We start from the raw sequence: 15,837 nt of genomic DNA, 5'->3' as shown, positions 1-15,837 counted from the left end.
GTAACTTCGCCGATTGTATCCCCATTTTACAATGGGAAATGAATTAATGTTGTCTCAGTTTATCTTTGTGTTTGGTTAATTGACGAGCCAGCTTATCCATTAATCCATCAATTGCTGCGTACATATCTTCTGCTTCTGCAGAGGCATGTAATTCACCGCCATTAACTTGAATGGTCGCTTCCGCGATTTTATTCACTTTCTCGACTTTCAGGATAACCTGAACGTTATTAATTTTGTCAAAGAACTGAGGTAATTTCGCGCTTTTTGCTTTGACGGTATCACGCAGAGCATCAGTTAATTCAATATTATGACCAGTGATTTGAAGTTCCATAGTGTCTTCCTTCTCAATTATGCTCAAACCAACTCTTTACGTTGATTTGAAGGCGGGATGGATAATGACTCTCTATACTTCGCAACAGTGCGTCGAGCAACTTGTATACCAAGTTCTGCGAGCATATTAGCCAGTTTACTATCACTAAGTGGTTTCGCTGGATTTTCTGCTGCGATGAGTTTCTTCACTAAAGCCCTGATTGCTGTTGAAGAGGCTTCGCCTCCGCTATCAGTATTCACATGGCTAGAGAAAAAATACTTCAATTCGAAAATTCCTCTCGGGCAATGCAAAAATTTTTGCGTTGTCACTCGAGAAATGGTGGATTCGTGCATTTCAACCTGTTCAGCAATATCTGCTAACACAAGAGGCTTCATATGCTCTTCACCCAATTCGAAAAATGCCTGCTGTGTGTCAACAATGCAATGAGCGACTTTTAATAATGTCTCATTACGGCTTTCTAAACTTTTTATCAGCCATTTGGCTTCTTGTAAATTGTCACGAATAAATTTTCCATCGCTTTCATTTTGAGTCGATTGACCCAATGCTGCATAAGTCTCATTTATTCGTAGGCGAGGAATGCTATCTGTATTTAACTCAACTTGCCAGCGTTCACCTGATTTTTTTACCAGTATATCTGGGATAACATACTCTGACTCGCCTGTATCAATACTTAATCCAGGTTTAGGATCAAGTGATTGAATGATCTCAATAACAGATTTAAGTGTCTCTTCGCGTAACTTCGTTTGACGCATCAATTGACGAAAATCACGGTTGCCTAGCAATTCTAAATATTGGCTAATGACTAACTGCGTTTCTTTAAGATAGGGTGTTTCTGTTGAAAAAGCGGATAGCTGAATCAAAAGACACTCTTTTAAATCACGTGCAGCAACACCAATAGGATCAAAGCGTTGAATACGTTTTAATACGGCTTCAACTTCATCAAGCTCTATCTCATCATCGCCCATTCCAAGCAGGATGTCATCTGTTGTAACAGTTAAATACCCTGTTTCATCAACTGCATCGATAATACTTATGGCAATTGCTCTGTCTGTTTCTGTAAACGGAGTGAGATCCGCCTGCCATGTTAGATAATCTTGTAATGAGGCTGTTGTTTCACCTTGATACAGTGGCAGCTCATCATCCATATAGTCATTACTGGTACCAGAAGGCGTGCCCGCAGTGTAGATTTCTTCCCATTGAGTGTCTAATGGGAGATCGTCAGGCATCTCTTTTTGTTCTAAAGCATCCAGCGTGTCAAACTCTTCAACGTCGTTTTCAGTTGTTGTTTCTGTTGTAGAGTCAGATTGATTTTCTGTATGAGAGGTATCATCTGAAACGAGATCTTGTTGATCGTCATCTTGTTCGAGAAGAGGGTTGGATTCAAGCGCTTGCTGAATTTCTTGTTGTAATTCAAGCGTCGAAAGTTGCAACAAACGAATAGCCTGTTGTAGCTGTGGCGTCATTGCCAGTTGCTGACTAAGACGAAGTTGCAAACTTTGTTTCATAATAATGCGATGAGTCCTTTGCTGTTGTCATCCATGACAGAGTAAAAGTGAATCAAAGATTACAGGCGGAAGCCTTCACCTAAGTAAACACGTTTAACTTGCTCATTTTCAAGAATTTCTTCGGGTGAACCATGAGCGATAAGGTGACCTTGGCTGACGATGTAAGCACGTTCACACACATCTAATGTTTCACGAACATTATGGTCAGTAATCAGTACACCTAATCCATAATCACGTAGATGCTGGATAATTTTTTTAATATCTAATACCGAAATAGGGTCAACACCCGCAAAAGGTTCATCTAATAAAATGAATTTAGGGTTTGCGGCCAATGCTCGTGCGATTTCAACGCGGCGACGTTCACCCCCCGATAATGATTGTCCTAAGCTGTTACGTAAATGGCTGACATTAAACTCTTCTAGCAGTTCTTCTGCGCGATCTTTTCGTTCTTCAGGCGTTAAATCATGGCGGATTTCTAAGATCCCCATAATGTTGTCATAAACGCTTAAGCGTCTAAAAATAGATGCCTCTTGAGGAAGATAGCCAATGCCTTTACGTGCTCGTTCATGTAACGGTAACAGCGTAATGTCTTCATCATCAATTGTAATACTACCAGCATCACGAGCAACAATGCCAACAACCATATAGAATGTGGTTGTTTTACCTGCACCATTTGGTCCAAGTAAGCCGACAATTTCACCTGAATTAACGTTCAGGCTTACATCACCGACAACGGTGCGCCCTTTGTATGCTTTTGCTAAATTTTCAGCTTTTAACAGCGCCATAAAGTGTTACTTACCTTTGTTGTTAACACCAGGGCCTTTCTCTTGCAACTGGGAAGGCAGTAAAACAGTAGTCACTTGTTTACCTTTACCGCTAAAAGCTTCCATTTGCTGAGTTGGGACGAGATAAGTGATCTTATCACCGGTGATATTACTGTCTAATTGTTCAAGATAGGCTTTACCCGTTAAGGTCATTAACTCTTTATCCATTTCATAGGTCATCTTGTCGCCACGACCTTTGATTGGTTTGCCATCATCTTGTAACTGATAAAAAGTTACGGGATTACCAAATGCTTCTATAACGATTTTTTTGGAGTCACCACCTGGGCGTGTGACAACAACTTTATCAGCACGAATGTCGATAGATCCTTGTTTGATCACAACATTTTGTGTAAAGGTTGTGACGTTCTTTTCTAGATCAAGCGATTGTTTCTCTGAGTTCACAACAATAGGTTGTTGTGTGTCATCTTTAAGCGCCATCGCAGGTACACTTATCGCTAAAAGTGTGCCGATAATCAGTGTATTACGGATTTTTTGATTCATTAGGGATCTCATAATAGGTGTTTACCTTTTCAATCAGCTCTGCACGTTTCTCGCGCAGATTGCCTCGCATTTTTAAGCCGACTGATTTCAGTCCGACGCCGATAATAGTCACTTCATCATCAGAGGAAACATCCTGTGTGTCCAAATTTGCGATAGCGTTGTCTGTGCTTATTCTCTGTAGTTGAGAGTCATCCGTTAAGCTATCAATTTGAACATCGCCATAAAGATAGAGCATTTTACTGTTTGTTAGCTTGGCTTTATTGGCGCGTACCGTCCATGTTGCATCCCCTGTCGGTGAATAGGTGGTTAAGACAGGGTTAGTAAACCACGTAAACTTTTGCTGAGCATAATTTTTGACATCATCAGCAACAAGTTTATATCCGAGTATACCCGTTGGCTCGTAAACAAAAGATATCGATGATTTGGATTGATAGGTTGGCTGACCATCTTCAACGATCGCACCATCACCGAGTTCAGTGTTATTAGTGTAGTTCCAGCCAATCAGCCCAAGGGCGATAATGGCAAGAATTAAGGTAAACCAGGATTTTAATTTATTCATTCTGTGTCGTTATACGTTAAATCGAAAGACCTTTAGCGTCTTCAAGCCGACCTTGCGCTAAAAGGATTAAATCACACAATTCTCGTACTGCACCACGACCACCCGCAATGCGGGTTACATAATTAGCACGAGGTGTAAGTAATGGATGAGCATCAGCTACGGCGACAGAAAGTCCCACTTTTTCCATTACAGGTAAATCAATCAGGTCGTCACCAATATAGGCTGTTTGTTCAGGTTTAAGGTTTAGTGTATCTAACAGTTGTTGATACGCCAAAAGCTTATTATGCTGACCTTGGTAAAGATATGTAATGCCAAGGGTTTTAGCGCGATCTTCTAACAGTTTAGATTGACGACCTGTAATGATAGCAACCTCAATGCCTGATGTAAGCAAACAACGGATGCCATATCCATCACGGACATTAAAGGCTTTTAATTCTTCGCCATTATTACCCATGTAAATAAGTCCGTCAGACATCACACCATCAACATCACAAATCAGCAATTGGATTTTTTCTGCTTTTTTGATGATTTGCTGACTTACCGCACCATAACAAGTTTCTATCATTGTATTCATTTTTATCCTTCGAACGTTATGAATATCTTATACAACACCCGCTTGTAATAAATCATGCATATGTAAAACACCTAACAGGATATCACTATCTTGTTCTGTGACTAATAGCGAGGTGATATGTTTTGCTTGCATTAAATTTAGTGCTTCAACGGCTAAACAATCAGGGCGAATACGAATACCGCCTTTTGTCATCACATCTGAGATTTTGGCATTGTTCAGATCTATCCCTAAGTCAAATATTCTCCGTAAATCACCGTCAGTAAAAATACCGTTGATCTGCATGCTATCATCGCAAATAACGGTCATACCTAATTTTTTACGGGTTATTTCGACAAGTGCTTCACGTAAAGTGGCATCTTTAGTGACTCGTGGAATATCTTCCTCTTTATTCATTAAATCACTGACATGAAGGAGTAATTTACGGCCTAATGCACCACCAGGATGAGAAAGGGCAAAATCTTCAGCAGTAAAACCACGAGCACGTAAAAGAGCGATCGCTAGCGCATCGCCCATTACCAAGGTTGCTGTTGTACTGGTTGTTGGTGCAAGACCTAAAGGACAAGCTTCTTTAGGGACTTTGATACAAAGATGAATATCAGACGCTTTCCCCATTGTACTTTGAGGCGTGCGTGTCATACAAATCAGTGTTATCTGTTTACGTTTCAGTACCGGAATAAGTGCGAGGATCTCACTGGCTTCACCTGAGTTTGAAATCGCTAGAACGATATCTTTTTCTGTTACCATACCTAAGTCGCCATGGCTTGCTTCACCAGGGTGAACAAAAAAAGAAGGTGTTCCTGTGCTAGCGAATGTTGCGGCAATCTTATGTCCAATATGACCAGATTTACCCATTCCCATGACAATAACTCGACCTTGGCAGTGAAAAATTTTTTCACAGGCAAGAGTGAAATCATCATTGATGTATTGTTCTAGTTCAGCTAATCCATCACGTTCAATATGAAGAACCTTTTTTCCTGCTTGCTGAAAATCAAACTCGGTCATTTTTTTGTACCATTTATTTTAGGTTAAGAGAGAATGTGCGACGCACAACACCGTAATATAAATAATAAAGCAAACTAATAAGAATATCCCTTTTCCGCGGTTGAGGCGTTGCTTTCGCCCTAATGAAAAGAGAGAAAACAGTAAACTGGCCACACCAAGTACAGCAAAACTAAAATAAAAAGTGTTGATATTAAATGTGCTTGGTGAAAGTAATGCTGGCATTCCTAAAACAAATGTCAGGTTGAAAATATTAGCACCTATAATATTCCCTAAGGCTAATTCATTTTCACGCCTGAGTGCGGCCACGATAGTCGTTGCTAATTCAGGTAAACTTGTACCAATGGATAGCAAGGTTAAACCAACAAAAAAGCCACTAAAATGATACTGTTGCATTAGAATAAAGACATTGTCTAATATCATTTGAGTTGCAACTGGAATAATCAGTAACGCAATAACAACCCAAAAAAGGGCAACAGAATTACGGGGATTTGTCTGTAATTCAAAACGCGTTAAGGTTTCTAAAGGTAACACGTGGCGCTCTTGTGTTAGTGTTTTATGCATTGTTTTTATCATGAGAAAAATGGATGCAAAACCAATAAAAAAGAGCAGAGTGCCTTCTCTAAGCCCTAGCTCTCCGCTAGAAACAATAATGCCAACGAGCATGATGACTATAATCATCAATGGAAGCTCTTTTTTTAGCACTGCGGACTGAATGCTCATGGGGTAAATCATCGCGCCAATACCCGCGATAAGGAGAAGATTGGTGAGTGTAGAGCCAATAGCTGTCCCGATAGCGATATCAGGTAAATTATGAACTGCGGCATCCGTTGAAATAAAAAGCTCAGGTAGTGAAGTCCCTGTACCAACAATTAAGATACCGATAACAGCGGGGGGGATTTTTAACGATTGCGCAAAAACACTCGCACCATAAACTAATCGGTCTGATGCATAAACGAGTAACATCAACCCAAGAATTAAAAGAGACAAAGTAATCAACATGCCATCAGTTTTCCAACAATGAGCGAATAAAGAAAAAACCAATAAGACAGGGCTGATAAAAAAACATATTGTCAAAAGGTTTTGCTAATTAACCATATTTTGACTAGCCAAGCACGAAAAGTAAAATTAACCGTGCAATAAATTGCTAAATAGTGGTGATTTCTTTGTAACATAGTGAATGACCTGCCAAAATAGCGTAAAAATTCGTTTATGCAGACAGGCTTGAGGATGTTTTATTCATGAACGCACAATCTGACAATTTAATTGAAGTGCGCAATATGAACTTCACTCGCGGTAGCAGAAAGATCTTCTCTGAGATCAATCTTGTGGTACCGAGGGGAAAAGTGACTGCAATTATGGGCCCTTCAGGGATTGGTAAAACAACCTTGTTACGCCTAATGGGAGGACAAATCCTTCCAGATAGTGGTGAAATTTGGTTTGATGGCGACAATATTCCTGCGCTATCACGTTCTGCGTTGTATCAAGCAAGAAAGAAAATGAGTATGCTTTTTCAGTCCGGTGCCCTTTTTACCGACATGAATGTGTTTGAAAATGTAGCCTTTCCGCTAAGAGAGCATACAAATTTACCTGAAGCATTGATCCGTACAACGGTGATGATGAAACTTGAAGCCGTGGGGTTACGTGGGGCGGCAAGCTTAATGCCTTCTGAATTATCAGGCGGTATGGCGAGGAGAGCCGCATTAGCAAGGGCTATTGCACTTGATCCTGAACTGATTATGTTTGATGAGCCTTTTGTTGGGCAAGATCCTATCACAATGGGGGTGCTTGTTAAGTTAATTGATGAGTTAAATCATGCGCTGGGTGTGACTTGTGTTGTGGTTTCCCATGATGTACCCGAAGTGTTAAGTATCGCAGATTACGCCTATATTGTTGCGGAACAGAAAGTTATTGCTCAAGGTAGTGCACAAGAATTACAGGATAATCCAAATAGGCAAGTAAGACAGTTTTTAGATGGGATCGCTGATGGCCCTGTACCTTTCCGTTTTCCTGCGGGAGATTATCAGGACGACCTATTAGGACGAGGAAATTAGTACGTGATAAATTTATTATCTCGCATTGGCACTAGAGCGTTGGCGATTTTTGCAACCTTCGGTAGAGCCGGCATTATGCTCTTTAGAGCATTAGTTGGTAAGCCTGAATTTCGTAAACAGTGGCCTCTTTTACTGAAGCAATTGTATAACGTTGGTGTTCAATCCTTATTAATTATCATGGTGTCTGGCCTATTTATTGGCATGGTGTTGGGATTACAAGGCTATCTTGTTTTAACAACCTTTAGTGCTGAAGCTAGTCTAGGTATGATGGTCGCACTTTCATTGTTAAGAGAATTAGGCCCAGTTGTCACGGCACTATTATTTGCAGGTCGTGCGGGTTCAGCCTTAACCGCTGAAATCGGCTTAATGAAAGCCACAGAGCAAATTTCTAGTTTAGAAATGATGGCTGTCGATCCTTTAAGACGTGTCGTTGCACCCCGATTCTGGGCCGGTCTTATTAGTATGCCATTGCTTTCACTTATTTTTGTTGCCATCGGTATTTGGGGTGGTGCCATTGTTGGTGTGGATTGGAAAGGGATCGATGAAGGCTTTTTCTGGGCATCGATGCAAGGTGCCGTTGAATGGCGACTTGATCTAGTGAATTGCTTTATTAAAAGTGTCGTTTTTGCCATCACCGTCACTTGGATAGCGCTTTTTAACGGGTATGACGCAATCCCAACATCAGAAGGGATTAGCAGAGCAACAACACGTACTGTTGTTCATTCTTCGTTAGCCGTATTGGGTTTAGATTTTGTGCTAACCGCACTGATGTTTGGGAACTAAGTCATGCAAAGTAAAAAAATTGAAGTTTGGGTTGGTCTATTTGTTCTGATTGCGTTAGCCGCTGTGATTTTCTTATGCCTAAAAGTGGCTGATATTAAAGAAATGGGTAATCAACCAACTTATCGCGTTTATGCCAGCTTTGGTAATATTGGTGGGTTAAAAGAACGTTCCCCAGTTAAGATTGGTGGTGTGGTGATTGGTCGCGTTTCTTCTATCACCTTAAAAGAAGAAGATGAAGGGAACTATCGCCCAGAAGTTGCTCTCGATATTCTGAGCATTTATGACCATATTCCAGAAAGTAGCTCATTGTCTATTCGTACATCTGGTTTATTAGGTGAGCAGTTCCTTGCATTGAATTTAGGCTTTTATGATGAAGCATTAGATTCTACTTTGTTAAAAGATGGGGGACGGATCACAAATACCAATTCAGCAATGGTGTTGGAAGATCTTATTGGTCAATTCCTTTATAAAACGGGTGATGGTGATAATTCAGCAAAATCTGAATCTGAACCGACTGAAGAACATCCAGCATTACCTTAATCATTAATTTCTATACGATGCACTTATACATTTAGCTAGATTTAGCGTAATAAATGCATCGTATTATTGAAACCCTATTTGAGGAGAAGCGAACGTATGTTTAAACGCTTATTGATGGTCGCACTATTAGTGATAACGCCTTTTGCAATGGCAGTAGACAAAACCAATCCTTACGCATTAATGGAAGATGCAGCGCAAAAGACCTTTAGCAAATTAAAAAATGAACAGCCTGAAATTCGTAAAAATCCTGAAGTTTTACGCCAAATTGTTCAGCAAGAATTACTGCCTTATGTACATATTAAATATGCAGGGGCATTAGTGCTAGGGCCACATTATCGTAATGCAACACCAGCGCAACGTGATGCTTATTTCACTGCATTTGAAGCATATCTTGCTCAAGTTTATGGCCAAGCATTAGCGATGTATGAAGGTCAAGAGTACCGTATTGAGCCTGCAAAACCGTTCGCAGATAAAACAAATCTCACTATTCGCGTTACTATTATCGATACAAATGGTCGCCCACCTGTTCGCCTCGATTTCCAATGGCGTAAAAACAGTAAGACAGGTGAATGGCAAGCTTATGATATGATTGCTGAAGGTGTCAGCATGATCACAACAAAACAGAATGAGTGGTCAGATATTTTAAATTCTAAAGGTGTTGATGGTTTAACAAAACAGTTAGAAATCAGTGCTAAAACACCAATCACTCTGGATGAGAAAAAATAACATGTCAGCTTCGTTAAATTGGGAAAAAAAAGAGGATGTCCTCTATTTCCAAGGAACGCTAGATCGTGAAACGTTATTGTCTGTTTGGCAACAACGTAAAGCATTATTAGCTGATATTAATATCATTGATATTTCTGCTTTAGGGCATATTGATTCAACAGGATTGGCACTTTTTGTTCATTTAAAAGCAGAAATGGAAGAGCGAAATCGTCAATTTATTATTCAAGGTGTAAGTGAGCGTTTTCAAACCTTAATTACACTCTATGATCTTGATGAAATTATGAATATTGCCTAACACAGATTTTGAGTAACGGTATTAAAAAGCCCCCTTCGTGATACTTTTATCATTAAGGGGGTTTTTGATGGTTTAAGAGTAGGGCGGATTCCATTAGGATAGACGACTGATTATTATTTTAACGTTGAGATTAAGCAATTATGGATACAAATGAAATCAAACAAGTATTAATGGACAGCCTGTCTTTAGATGAAGTCATCGTCAATGGTGATGGTAGTCATTTTCAAGTTGTCGTTGTCGGCGCAATGTTTGAGGGAATGAGCAGAGTCAAACAACAACAAACCATTTATGCCCCTTTGATGGAATATATTGCAGATAACCGTATTCACGCTTTGTCTATTAAAGCCTACACACCTGAAGAGTGGAAGAGGGATCGTAAACTTAACGGGCTTTGATTCAGTAGGTATACAGCGTACAGCAAAATAAAAAAGAGAGTTCTACAGATGGATAAATTTAGAGTACAAGGACCAACCTGTTTATCAGGTGAGGTCAATATTTCAGGCGCAAAAAATGCTGCACTGCCAATCCTGTTCGCTGCGATCCTTGCCGAAGAGCCAGTAGAATTAACGAATGTTCCTAAATTAAAAGATATCGATACAACGATTAAGTTGCTTAATCGCTTAGGAACCAATGTTGAACGTAATGGCTCTGTTTTCGTTGATGCTCGTAATATCAATGAATTTTGTGCACCTTACGAGCTGGTTAAAACCATGCGTGCTTCTATTTGGGCGTTAGGGCCGTTAGTCGCACGCTTTGGTCAAGGTCAGGTTTCTTTACCCGGTGGTTGCGCCATTGGCGCTCGTCCTGTTGATCTTCATATTACAGGTTTAGAGCAATTAGGTGCTGAGATCACTCTGGATGAAGGTTATGTAAAAGCACGTGTTGATGGGCGTTTAAAAGGCGCGCACATTGTCATGGATAAAGTGAGTGTGGGTGCCACTATCACTATTATGACTGCGGCAGTATTAGCGGAAGGCAAAACTATCATCGAGAATGCGGCAAGAGAGCCTGAAATTGAAGATACCGCCAACTTCCTTAATACATTAGGTGCTAAAATCAGCGGTGCAGGTACTGATAGCATTACGATTGAAGGCGTAGAGCGCCTTGGTGGTGGCACTTATCAAATCCTACCAGATCGTATTGAAACAGGGACTTTCTTAGTTGCTGCTGCGATTTCTCGTGGTCATGTTGTTTGTCGTAATGCGAAACCAGACACATTAGATGCTGTGTTGGCAAAATTACGTGAAGCAGGCGCAGATATTGAAGTAGGTGATGATTGGATAAGCCTTGATATGCATGGTAAACGTCCTAAAGCGGTAACTTTGCGTACTGCGCCACATCCAGGTTTTCCAACCGATATGCAAGCACAATTTAGCCTTTTAAACTTAGTGGCTGAAGGTGCTGGGATGATCACTGAAACCATTTTTGAAAATCGTTTTATGCACATTCCTGAGTTAATTCGCATGGGTGCTCACGCTGAAATCGAAAGTAATACTGTGTTATGCCATGGTGTTGAAAAACTTTCAGGTGCACAAGTGATGGCAACGGATTTACGTGCTTCTGCAAGTTTAGTCCTTGCGGGGTGTATTGCTGAAGGCACAACCATTGTTGATCGTATCTATCATATCGATCGTGGGTATGAAAATATTGAAGCTAAATTACAAGGATTAGGGGCGAAAATAGAACGTTTACGCGCTAATGACTAATCTATTTTAGTTACCCTTTTTAGCGATTTAAAACCATAGCGCATTGTTGTGCTGTGGTTTTTTTTGCGCATTATTTCAATAGAATTCTCAATAGAATAGGATAATTCATAAGGCATTTCTTTCGTGGCAAGATACAGTAAGAAAAATAGACCTGTTTTAGAAAAATTTCTATGAGCTAAAGGGAAGAAATGAATATGCAGGTAACAAGGAAACAAGAGCGCCTAGTTCGTCAAGCACTGGATGAATGGCAACAATCTGGTGAGATTTCAGAACAACAACATCGGCAGTTAGGAAGTACATTGCACCGAATTCCTTTTGATTGGAAACGGCTGAGTCGTTATGCATTCTGGATAGCGATGGTGTGTTTGATTATTGCAGCTGGTAGCATTTTTAGTGATAGTGCATTAATTTATTATCTCATTGAAATTTTTAGTGTTTCTGAAATTATGCGTGTGGTATCTCCTGCACTTATTGCTTCAGCATTCTATTTTTGGGGATTTAAGCGTCAGCGAAGAGAAACACAGTGGCATTACAGTACTGAGTTTATTCTCTTTTTAGGTGTGATGTTTACCGCTATTTTTCTTTGGCAACTAGGAGAGTTACTGGATACCGGTAGTGGTCATATTGCTCCTCTCTTTCTAATTGGTTGTGTCATTTATGGTGCAATTGGATTTATCAGTCGCTCTTCGTTGGTGTGGTTATTCTTCTTATTGATGTTAGGAAATTGGTTTGGTGCTGAAACAGGATATGTCTCTGGTTGGGGGGCTTATTGGTTAGGAATGAACTATCCTATCCGCTTTGTTTTCTTTGGCGCAGTATTATTAGCAGGCTGTTATTTTCTACAAAATGTATTGGTACAGCGTCGTTTATTTACCATGACAAAAATAATGGGGCTCACTTATCTGTTTATTGCGTTATGGATAATGTCTATTTTCGGCAATTACGATCCTGATACATGGTATTACACATCAAGTATAAAATTGTTACCTTGGGCACTGTTATTTGCTGTTGTTTCAGTTATCTGTATTTATATTAGCCTGAAAACAGATGACGGTATGTTAAGAGGATTCGGTCTAACATTCCTTGGTATTAACCTTTATACCCGATTCTTTGAATATTTCTGGGATAGTTTACATAGTGCGATTTTCTTCTTTATTTTGGCTATTTCACTGATTTTAATTGGACGGAAAGCCGAAAAAATTTGGCATGCTGTTGAACATAATGCACTCGCGAGTAAACCGAGTAAAAATGAATAAAATCTCGCTTTATTCGTTATTGTTGTAGGAGATTACTTTGATAGAGAAACGCAGTTGTCACCTTCCACTCGAAGTGAGTTGTGTCGCTTGTCATTATTTTGTCTTTAAAGATAAAGATGAGGCATTTTTTGAGATCTGTCCGGTTTGTGGCTGGCAAAATGATGGTACTAAAGAAGGACAATATAGTGGTTGTAATCACAGTACATTAGAGGACTATCGCAATACCGAAACCTTTAAAGAAAGTTGCTTACAAAGTGCGACGTTTTATATGAAATCTCCTTATTAACCAATAAATAAGAAGATTTTTTGTTAGTTATTATTCTGGCTGGTATTCAGAAATAGTCACATCAACATTGAGTTCATTACCCTCACGTAATAACGTAACGGGTAATACTGTGCCGGGGCGAGTCTCTGCAATGTAATCCATCATTTCCATTGCGGAAGTTGCTGGTGCATGATTAATGCTAAGGATGATATCACCAGTTTTTATTCCTGCTTTATCCGCTGGACCATTTGGTGTGATCCTAAAAATTCGCAATCCTTGAATTTGCTTAATATCTGTATTTGATGAGCGAATTCTTGGTAATTCTTTTGCTGTGATACCAATAAAACCACGGATAACACGACCATCACGAATTAGTTTATTCATAATTTTAACTGCGAGTTCTGTCGGGATAGCGAAGCCTAATCCTTCTGCTGTAGGGCGGTATCCGTTATAGGTTCCTGAATCAAATGTCATGGTATTAATACCGACTAGTTCACCTTCGGTATTAATTAGTGCGCCGCCAGAGTTACCTTCATTGATTGAGGCATCCGTTTGCAGGAAATTTTGGTAACGGGTTGGACTTAATCCAACACGTCCTGTAGCACTGATGATCCCTTGTGTAATAGTTTGTCCAATATTAAATGGATTACCGATAGCGAGTACGACATCACCAACATGAGAAATTCGTTTAGTATTAATCGGGATTGTAGGGAGTTTATCGGCATCAATTTTTAATACCGCAAGATCGGTTAAAGGATCAGATCCAACAAGTAAACCTTCATAAAGATCACCATTTTGGAGGGCGATAAGGATCTGATCAGCATTATTAATAACATGCTGATTCGTCAGAATATAACCACGACCATCCATAATGACGCCAGCACCTAAAGATGTTAGCTCACGCCCTTCTTGAGAAAAGCTCCCCATGGTACTGCTATAAACATTAACAACAGCAGGGGCTGCTCGTCGCACCGCAGTATTATAGCTAAAAGGCGCATTGAGAAAATCGCCATTAAGTAGGCGTTCAATAAAAATAGGGCGAATTGAAGGAACTGCAATCAAAAGAATTGCTGCTGTGAGAAGACCAATTAGAGTTGATCGCAGTAACTTAGTTAACATAAAAATCCTATATTTATGTCTGACTGTGAAATTATTCGCGTAGGAGCAGTGAGAATAGCATAGTTTCACTTATGAAAGCATCGCTCAGCGCATAAAATCCCCTTTTAAGCCAATGACTCTTATCAAAAATAGCTATAAAAAAAGCCCTATAATGGAAATTATAGGGCTAAGGAAATCAATAAATTAGATAGTTTTAAAGCTTACTTCTTAGCGCGGTGCATTACGTAATAGCAGATAAATTTCTTCATTACCACGTTGAATATTCAGTGCAAGAACAGGCGGTTTAGCATCAATGGCTTTGCGTAAGTCGCCTAGTGATGTAATTGGTGTATTATTGATGCCAATAATAAGATCACCTTTCTGTAAACCAAATGCGGCTGCTGCAGAATCTTTTTCTACCGAATCGACAGCAACAGCTTTCACTTGTTTATTCACATAGTTACTTAATGTGGCACCTTGTAGTGCAGGAGAGAAGTTATCTGCTCGTGTTGCATCAGCGGATTGTTTCTCTAATGTCACTTTAACATCCATTGGTTTACCTTGACGGATTAAGCCAATCAGAATTTCTTTACCCGGAGGTGTTGTACCCACTTTAGCTCTTAACTCAGCAAAGCTATTGATTCGTTTACCATCAACTGAAATTAAAACGTCACCCGGTTTAATGCCTGCTTTTGAGGCGGATGAATCAGGTAAAACTTCGCTGACAAAAGCACCGCGTTGTGCATCAATATTAAAGGATTTCGCCAGATCAGAATTCATTTCTGTACCACGAATACCTAAGATGCCACGTTTAACTTCACCATGAGAAATCAGTTGTTGGCTAAGATCACGCGCCATATTACTTGGGATGGCGAAGCCGATACCGATGTTGCCACCACCCGGAGCTAAAATAGCGGTGTTAATTCCGATTAACTCACCATTTAAGTTCACGAGCGCACCACCAGAGTTACCACGGTTAATAGATGCATCGGTTTGGATAAAGTTCTCTAAACCTTCCAGATTTAAACCGCTACGGCCTAATGCGGAGATAATGCCAGACGTTGCTGTTTGGCCTAAACCAAATGGGTTACCCACAGCAACTGCAAAGTCACCAACACGTAGCTGGTCCGAGTCTGCCATTTTAATTGCAGTTAAATTAGTTGGTTTTTCAATTTGCAGTAATGCGATATCTGTTTGTGGATCGCTACCAATTAATTTTGCATTAAATTCACGCCCATCATTAATTTGTAGTTGGATTTTATCTGCACCATCAACAACGTGGTTGTTTGTTAATACGTAGCCTTTTTGTGCATCAATAATGACACCAGAACCTAAGCCTTCAAAAGGGCGAATACTTTGTTGTTGTGATGGAAAATTTGGACCAAAGAAGAATTTGAACTCTTCAGGGACTTGCTGGCTTTGCACTCGTGTTCCTGAAACGTGCACACTGACAACAGCAGGTAACACTTTTTCTAACATTGGTGCAAGGCTTGGTAGCTGTTCACCTGATGGCATAACCGCAGGCAACGCGGCCATACTGGTTGCTGGGATAGTAGAGAGTGAAAGTCCGATACTCATTGCTAATGCACTAAGTAATAATTTTCTTTTTTTAGTCAACATGAATTAGAGTCTCTTGATACAGTTATCAAAATAAAAGTTGTTGCTCAAAATGAGCACGATGTCACTAAGACCTGTACTGACAGAGGAAAGTTCATTAAGACATGATGTGCTTTTCTTCCTTTTACACGGATTTACAAGACAAAAGCTATCTTTAAAACCATAGCAAATAATTGTCATTTTGTGATGTTTATTAGAAAGAAA

19 protein-coding genes are annotated in these 15,837 nt (G+C 39.9%); 9 read left to right on the top strand and 10 right to left on the bottom strand.

The window, feature by feature from the left end:
• Positions 1 to 43: 43 nt before the first annotated feature.
• Genes hpf through DK861_RS04600 form a run of 8 tightly spaced genes read right to left on the bottom strand, consistent with a single transcriptional unit; the run spans position 44 to position 6,295 of the window.
• The gene (gene hpf, locus DK861_RS04635; protein ID WP_036913954.1) at positions 44 to 331 is read right to left on the bottom strand and encodes a ribosome hibernation promoting factor; all 288 of its coding nucleotides are present in this window, start codon (positions 329 to 331) and stop codon (positions 44 to 46) included.
• 23 nt (positions 332 to 354) lie between these two features.
• Positions 355 to 1,836: an RNA polymerase factor sigma-54 gene (gene rpoN / locus DK861_RS04630; RefSeq protein WP_109399359.1), complete on the bottom strand. Its 1,482-nt coding sequence runs from the start codon at positions 1,834 to 1,836 to the stop codon at positions 355 to 357.
• A 59-nt stretch (positions 1,837 to 1,895) separates the two neighbouring features.
• Positions 1,896 to 2,621 carry an LPS export ABC transporter ATP-binding protein gene (gene lptB, locus DK861_RS04625; RefSeq protein WP_006535352.1) on the bottom strand — a complete coding sequence of 242 codons (726 nt, stop codon included), beginning with the start codon at positions 2,619 to 2,621 and terminating at the stop codon, positions 1,896 to 1,898.
• Positions 2,622 to 2,627: 6 nt separating this feature from the next.
• Positions 2,628 to 3,161, bottom strand: a complete 534-nt coding sequence (gene lptA / locus DK861_RS04620; RefSeq protein ID WP_006535351.1) for a lipopolysaccharide ABC transporter substrate-binding protein LptA — start codon at positions 3,159 to 3,161, stop codon at positions 2,628 to 2,630.
• Positions 3,142 to 3,720 (bottom strand): LPS export ABC transporter periplasmic protein LptC, encoded by a 579-nt coding sequence (gene lptC / locus DK861_RS04615; RefSeq protein ID WP_006535350.1) that lies wholly within the window; start codon positions 3,718 to 3,720, stop codon positions 3,142 to 3,144. The genes lptA and lptC overlap by 20 nt, the downstream gene beginning before the upstream one ends.
• A gap of 16 nt (positions 3,721 to 3,736) precedes the next feature.
• The gene (kdsC, locus tag DK861_RS04610) at positions 3,737 to 4,294 is read right to left on the bottom strand and encodes a 3-deoxy-manno-octulosonate-8-phosphatase KdsC (RefSeq protein WP_006535349.1); all 558 of its coding nucleotides are present in this window, start codon (positions 4,292 to 4,294) and stop codon (positions 3,737 to 3,739) included.
• A gap of 27 nt (positions 4,295 to 4,321) precedes the next feature.
• Positions 4,322 to 5,296, bottom strand: a complete 975-nt coding sequence (kdsD, locus tag DK861_RS04605; RefSeq protein ID WP_072063775.1) for an arabinose-5-phosphate isomerase KdsD — start codon at positions 5,294 to 5,296, stop codon at positions 4,322 to 4,324.
• A gap of 18 nt (positions 5,297 to 5,314) precedes the next feature.
• Positions 5,315 to 6,295: a calcium/sodium antiporter gene (locus DK861_RS04600; protein ID WP_072063862.1), complete on the bottom strand. Its 981-nt coding sequence runs from the start codon at positions 6,293 to 6,295 to the stop codon at positions 5,315 to 5,317.
• 239 nt (positions 6,296 to 6,534) lie between these two features.
• On the opposite strand from DK861_RS04600, the gene mlaF reads away from it, so the two are divergent.
• The 9 genes from mlaF (at position 6,535) to DK861_RS04555 (ending at position 12,939) form a co-directional block, all read left to right on the top strand.
• Entirely contained in the window at positions 6,535 to 7,347 is an 813-nt protein-coding gene (mlaF, locus tag DK861_RS04595; RefSeq protein ID WP_072063774.1) for a phospholipid ABC transporter ATP-binding protein MlaF, read from the top strand.
• 3 nt (positions 7,348 to 7,350) lie between these two features.
• Positions 7,351 to 8,130, top strand: coding sequence for a lipid asymmetry maintenance ABC transporter permease subunit MlaE (gene mlaE / locus DK861_RS04590; protein WP_072063773.1), 780 nt, complete (start codon positions 7,351 to 7,353; stop codon positions 8,128 to 8,130).
• 3 nt (positions 8,131 to 8,133) lie between these two features.
• The gene (gene mlaD, locus DK861_RS04585; protein WP_006535342.1) at positions 8,134 to 8,670 is read left to right on the top strand and encodes an outer membrane lipid asymmetry maintenance protein MlaD; all 537 of its coding nucleotides are present in this window, start codon (positions 8,134 to 8,136) and stop codon (positions 8,668 to 8,670) included.
• Positions 8,671 to 8,766: 96 nt separating this feature from the next.
• Positions 8,767 to 9,396: a phospholipid-binding protein MlaC gene (gene mlaC, locus DK861_RS04580; RefSeq protein ID WP_072063771.1), complete on the top strand. Its 630-nt coding sequence runs from the start codon at positions 8,767 to 8,769 to the stop codon at positions 9,394 to 9,396.
• Between the two features lies 1 nt (position 9,397).
• A complete protein-coding gene (gene mlaB / locus DK861_RS04575; RefSeq protein ID WP_072063770.1) occupies positions 9,398 to 9,691 on the top strand; it encodes a lipid asymmetry maintenance protein MlaB in 294 nt (97 codons plus the stop codon).
• A gap of 140 nt (positions 9,692 to 9,831) precedes the next feature.
• Complete coding sequence (ibaG, locus tag DK861_RS04570; RefSeq protein ID WP_006535338.1) at positions 9,832 to 10,086, top strand: BolA family iron metabolism protein IbaG; 255 nt, start codon at positions 9,832 to 9,834, stop codon at positions 10,084 to 10,086.
• Between the two features lie 48 nt (positions 10,087 to 10,134).
• On the top strand, positions 10,135 to 11,397 hold the full coding sequence (gene murA / locus DK861_RS04565) for a UDP-N-acetylglucosamine 1-carboxyvinyltransferase (protein WP_109399358.1): 1,263 nt from the start codon (positions 10,135 to 10,137) through the stop codon (positions 11,395 to 11,397).
• Between the two features lie 194 nt (positions 11,398 to 11,591).
• A complete protein-coding gene (locus DK861_RS04560; protein WP_109399420.1) occupies positions 11,592 to 12,653 on the top strand; it encodes a DUF2157 domain-containing protein in 1,062 nt (353 codons plus the stop codon).
• Positions 12,654 to 12,690: 37 nt separating this feature from the next.
• Positions 12,691 to 12,939, top strand: coding sequence for a CPCC family cysteine-rich protein (locus tag DK861_RS04555; RefSeq protein ID WP_072063767.1), 249 nt, complete (start codon positions 12,691 to 12,693; stop codon positions 12,937 to 12,939).
• Positions 12,940 to 12,969: 30 nt separating this feature from the next.
• On the opposite strand, the gene degS is transcribed toward DK861_RS04555, so the two are convergent.
• Together degS and degQ are read right to left on the bottom strand one after the other, a co-directional pair.
• Positions 12,970 to 14,037, bottom strand: a complete 1,068-nt coding sequence (gene degS / locus DK861_RS04550; RefSeq protein WP_109399357.1) for an outer membrane-stress sensor serine endopeptidase DegS — start codon at positions 14,035 to 14,037, stop codon at positions 12,970 to 12,972.
• Between the two features lie 207 nt (positions 14,038 to 14,244).
• The gene (gene degQ, locus DK861_RS04545) at positions 14,245 to 15,636 is read right to left on the bottom strand and encodes a serine endoprotease DegQ (RefSeq protein WP_109399356.1); all 1,392 of its coding nucleotides are present in this window, start codon (positions 15,634 to 15,636) and stop codon (positions 14,245 to 14,247) included.
• Positions 15,637 to 15,837: the final 201 nt, after the last annotated feature.

Source organism: Proteus sp. TJ1640, from assembly GCF_003144445.1.
Taxonomy (GTDB): Bacteria; Pseudomonadota; Gammaproteobacteria; order Enterobacterales; family Enterobacteriaceae; genus Proteus; species Proteus penneri.
This window is presented reverse-complemented; position numbering and strand designations above follow the sequence as displayed.

What these genes read in the sequence shown, in the direction of transcription:
- hpf (WP_036913954.1), bottom strand. Translation starts at nt 331, where the DNA reads ATGGAACTTCAAATCACTGGTCATAATATTGAATTAACTGATGCTCTG.
- rpoN (WP_109399359.1), bottom strand. Translation starts at nt 1,836, where the DNA reads ATGAAACAAAGTTTGCAACTTCGTCTTAGTCAGCAACTGGCAATGACG.
- lptB (WP_006535352.1), bottom strand. Translation starts at nt 2,621, where the DNA reads ATGGCGCTGTTAAAAGCTGAAAATTTAGCAAAAGCATACAAAGGGCGC.
- lptA (WP_006535351.1), bottom strand. Translation starts at nt 3,161, where the DNA reads ATGAATCAAAAAATCCGTAATACACTGATTATCGGCACACTTTTAGCG.
- lptC (WP_006535350.1), bottom strand. Translation starts at nt 3,720, where the DNA reads ATGAATAAATTAAAATCCTGGTTTACCTTAATTCTTGCCATTATCGCC.
- kdsC (WP_006535349.1), bottom strand. Translation starts at nt 4,294, where the DNA reads ATGAATACAATGATAGAAACTTGTTATGGTGCGGTAAGTCAGCAAATC.
- kdsD (WP_072063775.1), bottom strand. Translation starts at nt 5,296, where the DNA reads ATGACCGAGTTTGATTTTCAGCAAGCAGGAAAAAAGGTTCTTCATATT.
- DK861_RS04600 (WP_072063862.1), bottom strand. Translation starts at nt 6,295, where the DNA reads ATGTTGATTACTTTGTCTCTTTTAATTCTTGGGTTGATGTTACTCGTT.
- mlaF (WP_072063774.1), top strand. Translation starts at nt 6,535, where the DNA reads ATGAACGCACAATCTGACAATTTAATTGAAGTGCGCAATATGAACTTC.
- mlaD (WP_006535342.1), top strand. Translation starts at nt 8,134, where the DNA reads ATGCAAAGTAAAAAAATTGAAGTTTGGGTTGGTCTATTTGTTCTGATT.
- mlaC (WP_072063771.1), top strand. Translation starts at nt 8,767, where the DNA reads ATGTTTAAACGCTTATTGATGGTCGCACTATTAGTGATAACGCCTTTT.
- mlaB (WP_072063770.1), top strand. Translation starts at nt 9,398, where the DNA reads ATGTCAGCTTCGTTAAATTGGGAAAAAAAAGAGGATGTCCTCTATTTC.
- ibaG (WP_006535338.1), top strand. Translation starts at nt 9,832, where the DNA reads ATGGATACAAATGAAATCAAACAAGTATTAATGGACAGCCTGTCTTTA.
- murA (WP_109399358.1), top strand. Translation starts at nt 10,135, where the DNA reads ATGGATAAATTTAGAGTACAAGGACCAACCTGTTTATCAGGTGAGGTC.
- DK861_RS04560 (WP_109399420.1), top strand. Translation starts at nt 11,592, where the DNA reads ATGCAGGTAACAAGGAAACAAGAGCGCCTAGTTCGTCAAGCACTGGAT.
- degS (WP_109399357.1), bottom strand. Translation starts at nt 14,037, where the DNA reads ATGTTAACTAAGTTACTGCGATCAACTCTAATTGGTCTTCTCACAGCA.
- degQ (WP_109399356.1), bottom strand. Translation starts at nt 15,636, where the DNA reads ATGTTGACTAAAAAAAGAAAATTATTACTTAGTGCATTAGCAATGAGT.